The organism is Methyloceanibacter marginalis (assembly GCF_001723295.1).
In the GTDB taxonomy this organism is placed as follows: domain Bacteria; phylum Pseudomonadota; class Alphaproteobacteria; order Rhizobiales; family Methyloligellaceae; genus Methyloceanibacter; species Methyloceanibacter marginalis.
In genome coordinates this window covers 1-1,176 of the sequence record NZ_LPWD01000361.1, presented here as the reverse complement: position 1 = coordinate 1,176, position 1,176 = coordinate 1, and the positions used below count along the sequence as shown (strand labels likewise).

At 65.1% G+C, this 1,176-nt stretch carries 2 protein-coding genes; one reads left to right on the top strand and one right to left on the bottom strand.

Features of this window, described 5'->3' with window-relative positions; translation table 11 throughout:
* Positions 1 to 623, bottom strand: a 623-nt coding sequence (locus AUC71_RS12775; protein ID WP_069624570.1) for an OmpW/AlkL family protein, incomplete at its 3' end; no start/stop codon positions are given.
* 321 nt (positions 624 to 944) lie between these two features.
* On the opposite strand from AUC71_RS12775, the gene AUC71_RS12770 reads away from it, so the two are divergent.
* Positions 945 to 1,176: hypothetical protein (locus tag AUC71_RS12770; RefSeq protein WP_204376720.1), on the top strand; the 232-nt coding region annotated here is incomplete at its 3' end.

The following is a 1,176-nucleotide window of genomic DNA, read 5'->3' as shown; positions in this document are numbered from 1 at the left end:
AGATCGGCATCGGCGCGCACGCCCGTGCCGTTCCAGCTGATCTCCGTGTCGAGCCAGGTCTTCTTGACGTCGGCATTGAGGGACCAGCCGTTGCCCATGGAGATGTCGAGACCGGCCTGCAGCGTGAAGCCGACCGCGTCGTCGATGTCGACGCTTGTGGCGCCGAGCCGGTTCTGGCCCACGCCCTCATCGAAGAAGGCGATATATTGAAGCCCTGCGCCTATATAGGGCTTGAACTTGCCGTCCGTATTGAAGTGGTACTGGGCGGTGAGCGCCGGCGGGAAAATCCAGGTCGAGGCGATCTCGCCGAGGCCGGCGATGGTCCCCGTGCCGTTCATCTCATGCTTGGCGAAGCAGCAGAACAGCTCGACCGCCAAGTTGTCGTTGAAGAAATAGGTCAGGGTGGTCGCCGGGATCACCTCGTCGCTGACCGCGGCGTTGGCGCCCGGAATGCGCGCTCCGCCGGAAAACACCGCGGCATCGGTGTCGGGCAAGACGCCCGTGATCAGGCCCCGGATCATAAAGTTGCCGTGCTCGTCGCCCGCCATGGCCGCCTTGGACGCGCCGCCAACAAGCGCCGCCAAGGCCAAGAGCGCGAGTGCGGCAGTCGCAAATCTGTTCATGTGAAATCCCCCAGTCGCCGCGGAAGTGCGAAGACGCCGCGCGCGTGTTCTTTCTCATTGTTGAAACGGGGCTCGCGGGCGCACCAGCACCCATCGCTTGCCTGGGCTGACCGAGGTCAGCCTCCCGCGTATCGCCATCTGACTGTTGCGGCAGCGACACGGTTTTTCTTGATCTGGATCAATTCGTTGCGGGCGCCGGTGGCGGCGCGGTCACGGTGTCGCGGGCGAGACCGGCTTGATCGATATCAAGGCGCGGCGGCGCTTGAAGCTCGACAGCTTGTGTCTTGATGGCATGCGCTTTCCGTCACGTGGGGACGACCCTTGGAGACCACATCCAGCTTGAAGAGACCGGAGGCTGTCCGGCTGTCTGACGGCGCCTCTTCCGAGATCGCGATGCCCCACGGGCTACCCCCGGCGCTCGCCACCCAAGGCGCGATGGTGCGGACCCGGCGGGGCCAATCCCTGCCCCTCAGCCTGGACGGCGAAGAGACCGTGTTCGTGGTCCGCACGGGCGCTCTCATGCTGCGCATCACCCTGCCCCACGATCTCCGCC